The sequence below is a fragment of the uncultured Maritalea sp. genome (assembly GCF_937139385.1).
Lineage (GTDB): Bacteria > Pseudomonadota > Alphaproteobacteria > Rhizobiales > Devosiaceae > Maritalea > Maritalea porphyrae_A.
The window spans coordinates 1-4,110 of sequence record NZ_CAKZPW010000279.1; the positions used below are offsets into that span (position 1 = coordinate 1).

Annotated in this window: 3 protein-coding genes and 1 pseudogene; all 4 read right to left on the reverse strand. The window is 52.4% G+C overall.

Annotation, left to right across the window (positions count from 1 at the left end):
- Positions 1-172: 172 nt before the first annotated feature.
- Positions 173-751 carry a hypothetical protein gene (locus Q0231_RS11360; protein WP_269392915.1) on the reverse strand — a complete coding sequence of 193 codons (579 nt, stop codon included), beginning with the start codon at positions 749-751 and terminating at the stop codon, positions 173-175.
- Positions 752-823: 72 nt separating this feature from the next.
- Positions 824-2,647, reverse strand: coding sequence for a phosphogluconate dehydratase (gene edd, locus Q0231_RS11365; protein WP_299347753.1), 1,824 nt, complete (start codon positions 2,645-2,647; stop codon positions 824-826).
- A gap of 37 nt (positions 2,648-2,684) precedes the next feature.
- Positions 2,685-3,389 carry a 6-phosphogluconolactonase gene (pgl, locus tag Q0231_RS11370; protein ID WP_269392917.1) on the reverse strand — a complete coding sequence of 235 codons (705 nt, stop codon included), beginning with the start codon at positions 3,387-3,389 and terminating at the stop codon, positions 2,685-2,687.
- Positions 3,370-4,110 (reverse strand): annotated as a pseudogene (locus Q0231_RS11375) (glucose-6-phosphate dehydrogenase); the annotation flags it as partial. The gene pgl and the pseudogene Q0231_RS11375, both read right to left, overlap by 20 nt.

Sequence of the window (4,110 nt, forward strand, 5' to 3'; positions counted from 1 at the left end):
TGATCTTCAATCGGTTCATGTCGGTCAGTTTTATTGCAGCGCAGGATGAGACGACCCGCGCTGACATTGAAGGGCAAATCCGCAATTTGATCACCACGCACCCAGCGCTAATGGGGAAATCCGAAGTGGTTTTTCCCTATGTCACCGAGTGCTTTTGGTGTGTCAAAGAGGGCTAACAGTCGCGAACGTGCTTGGCTTTTAACTGTTTCATGAGATCTTGCACCGACATATTGTCGACCAATGTGAGCAACTCAACGTCCGATGCGCGTGCCATATACACTGTAAATTTTTCCTGCGCGTATTCGAACTGCTCGGTTTTGCAAAAATCCGGAGACAATCCGATCGTTAGCGAAGCGCCTTTTGTGTTTTTCGACTTCATGTCGCGCAAGAGGACTTGGAATTCAACGAGTTCCTCCTTTGCCTTTTCAGAAAAACCAAATAAATTGAGAACCTTGCCTTTGTGCTGCGGCACTTTGGTGAGCGACAATTCTGAAGCGTCCAGGCGCACGATTGCGAAATCGTGAATTGAAGGCTCTTCGCCCGCCAGTTGCACGGTCATCGTGAATTTTGATGTCTCTGGCTGGGCATTGAGCTGCGGGGTCGCCTCAACACCAAAAACCATATTTGCGATATCAGCCTCAAGTGGATCAAAGTCTGACATGGCGTGCATGGTTTTGATTGTGGAGAGCGAGACGCATGCACCCACGAGCATTGTGATGGATAGTGCTGCAAAAAACTTCAAGTAAGACATTAATAAAACACCCTCATAATTGATTTATGAGGGTGTTTTAGTCTTCAAATTGGGGTCAGAATATGGCGGATTTTAGAATATTTCGCCCAGCGCACTTGCCCCTTTATCGGCAGACCCAACCAATGCGCGCATGCCGGAGAACAGTTCCCGGCCCAATCCATGGTGCGACGCGGAAAGGTCCTGCGTTGCTAAAGGACGCGCATCAAACTCGGCATGGTCGCCCAAGAATTCAAGTGTGCCTTTTTCCGCATCTAAACGGAGCATATCACCGTCTTTGATTTTGGCGATTGGCCCGCCATCCAATGCTTCTGGCGTTAGATGGATCGCGGCGGGGATTTTGCCGGATGCGCCGGACATGCGCCCATCGGTGACCAAGGCAACCTTGTAGCCCCTACCCTGCAAAATGCCGAGCGGTGGGGTGAGTTTGTGTAACTCTGGCATGCCGATAGCTTTTGGCCCCGAGAAACGCACCACGGCGATCATATCTTGCTCGAGATCACCTTTTCTGAACGCCTCTTGCATCTCGTCTTGTGAATGGAACACTTTTGCAGGTGCCTCAACAAACCGGTGTTCTTCTTTCACGGCTGAAATTTTGATGACAGATTGGCCAAGGTTACCTTTGAGCAGTTTTAGACCACCCGATGTGGCAAACGCTGCATCGGTTCCGGCAAGCACCTTGTCATTGCCGGTGGTTTTTGGTGCAGACACAAAGTGAACCTTTTCGCCGTCCAGTTTTGGCTCTTGTGCATAAACATGCAGGCCCGAACCCCAGATGGTTTTAACATCGTCGTGCAGCGCACCATCGTTGAGCAATTGGTCGATCATAAAGCCCATACCGCCAGCGGCGTGGAAGTGGTTCACATCAGCCATGCCGTTTGGATAGACCCGCGCCAGCAACGGCGTGCAATCGGATAAGTCAGACATGTCCTGCCAATTGATTTGGATGCCTGCGGCCGCAGCCATAGCGATCAAGTGGATGGTGTGGTTTGTGGAACCGCCTGTTGCGTGCAAACCAATCATGCCATTTACGATGGCTTTTTCGTCGATCACTTGGCTTGCGGGCGTAAATTCATTACCCAGCGCCGTAATTGCCAGGGCACGACGTGCCGCTTCTTTGGTCAAAGCGGTACGCAAAGGCGTGCCCGGATTGACAAAGCTTGAACCGGGAATATGTAGGCCCATGATTTCCATGAGCATTTGGTTGGAATTGGCGGTGCCATAAAATGTGCAGGTGCCGGCTGAATGATAGCTATCGCTTTCCGCCTGCAGAAGTTCTTCGCGGCCTACTTTACCTTCTGCGTACAACTGACGGATGCGGGCTTTTTCGTCGTTTGGCAAACCAGAAGGCATTGGGCCAGCAGGCACGAACACGGCTGGTATGTGACCAAAGGTCAGTGCAGCGATCACCAAACCCGGCACGATCTTGTCGCAAATACCAAGGAACATGGCGGCGTCGAACATATTGTGGCTCAAGCCGATGGCGGCAGACATGGCAATCACGTCGCGTGAAAACAGCGAAAGGTCCATGCCCGGTTGGCCTTGGGTCACCCCATCACACATTGAAGGTACACCGCTTGCCACTTGCGCGGTCGCGCCCATTTCGCGGGCTGCCTCTTTGATGAGATCGGGATAATCATAATAGGGTTGATGTGCCGAAAGCATGTCATTGTAAGAAGTGATGATGCCAATATTGGGCGTGATCCCATCGGATAGTTTTTCTTTATCCCCAGGCGCGCAGGCCGCAAAGCCGTGGGCCAAATTGCCACAAGACAGCGCCGAACGATGGACGCCACGCGTCACTTGCGCATCCATGCGGTCAAGATAAGTGCGACGCGTTTTTTCGCTGCGTTTGATAATCCGGTCGGTGACGTCCTTGATTTGATTGTTAACGCGCATCGGTCATCTCCAATTCGATTTGAATGTGCCGCCGGGCTTAGGGGCACCAATAAATATTGAGCGGCGTTTGATCTTGCCGCAGCACGGCGCGGATTGGCATGTCTTCAACATCGCCCTCGCCTTGTGCCGCATCTAAAACGTCTTGCTTTGCCTCGCCTTCTATATGAAGCGCCAAAAGTGAGGCGTTGAGCAAGGTCGGCAGCGTGAACGTTATGCGTTCCTCGCCCGCGCCCGCCGCGCGCATCGACGAGAACATTGGTGTGTTGTTGAGATCGATCGCCGCGCTTAAATTGTCGCCGCCGGGGAAAAAGCTTGCCGTATGGCCGTCGGTTCCCATGCCCAAAATCACCACCGTGATCGGCTGTGCCATCTCTGTAAAGCGGCTTGAAAGTTCCTCAATGCCAGCGTCAGCACTTTTGCCTTCAACAAACAAGGGCTCAAAATGAGCATTCGCGGCATCGCCTTGCAGCAAGTTTTCAGCCACCAGCTTGGCATTTGAGCGATCCGAAGATGGCTCAACCCATCGCTCATCCACCAACGAAACAAAAACCTTTGACCAGTCTAAGTCAGCACGGCTTAAGTGTTGGAAAAACAGTTTTGGCGTTGAACCGCCCGAAACCAAAAGGCTTGCTTTGCCATCACGCGAAATGGCCGTGCGCAAAGCGCCCGCCACATCTTCTGCCAATGCGGCGGCCAAAATGTCTTTGTTGGCGAAATCTGTTTTAGAGGCCTTTTGGGTCATCAGCTTCCTCGTGCCATGTACGTCCATCACGTTCGATCAGCGCAATCGAGGCCGTTGGGCCCCACGTGCCTGCAGTATAGCCGTGTAGTTTGTCTGTATCATTGTCCCAAGCTTCGCGGATCGGGTCGATCCAGCGCCAAGCCGCTTCCAGCTCATCGCGCCGCATAAACAAAGTTTGGTTGCCGCGCACCACGTCCATCAACAAACGTTCATAGGCTTCTGGCGTGCGTTGAATGAATGTGTCAGCAAATGACAAGTTGAGCGGCACTTGGCGAAGGCGCATGCCACCGGGGCCCGGGTCCTTAATCATCAAGAACAGCTTCACGCCTTCATCAGGCTGCAGGCGGATTACCAATCGGTTGGCCTTTGGCACCCCTTCAGAGCGCGAAAAAATCGAATGGGGAATTTCGCGGAACTGAATAACAATTTCAGATGCGCGGGTAGCCATACGCTTGCCGGTGCGCAAATAGAAGGGCACGCCATTCCAGCGCCAGTTTTCAACTTCTGCCTTAATTGCCACAAAAGTCTCGGTGTTTGATTTTACGTCGTCACCCAACTCTTCAAGATAACCCGGCACTTTGGTTTCTTCGGACGAAACACCACGATATTGGCCGCGCACTGTTAGTTTTTCAACAGCATCGCCAACGATGGGTTTTAAGGCGCGCAACACTTTCAGCTTCTCGTCACGCAAGGCGTTCGCTTCGTCAGATACTGGGGGTTC

Bases quoted from the DNA above. Each gene is read 5' to 3' on its own strand.
- Q0231_RS11360 (WP_269392915.1), bottom strand. From the start codon at position 751: ATGTCTTACTTGAAGTTTTTTGCAGCACTATCCATCACAATGCTCGTG.
- edd (WP_299347753.1), bottom strand. From the start codon at position 2,647: ATGCGCGTTAACAATCAAATCAAGGACGTCACCGACCGGATTATCAAA.
- pgl (WP_269392917.1), bottom strand. From the start codon at position 3,389: ATGACCCAAAAGGCCTCTAAAACAGATTTCGCCAACAAAGACATTTTG.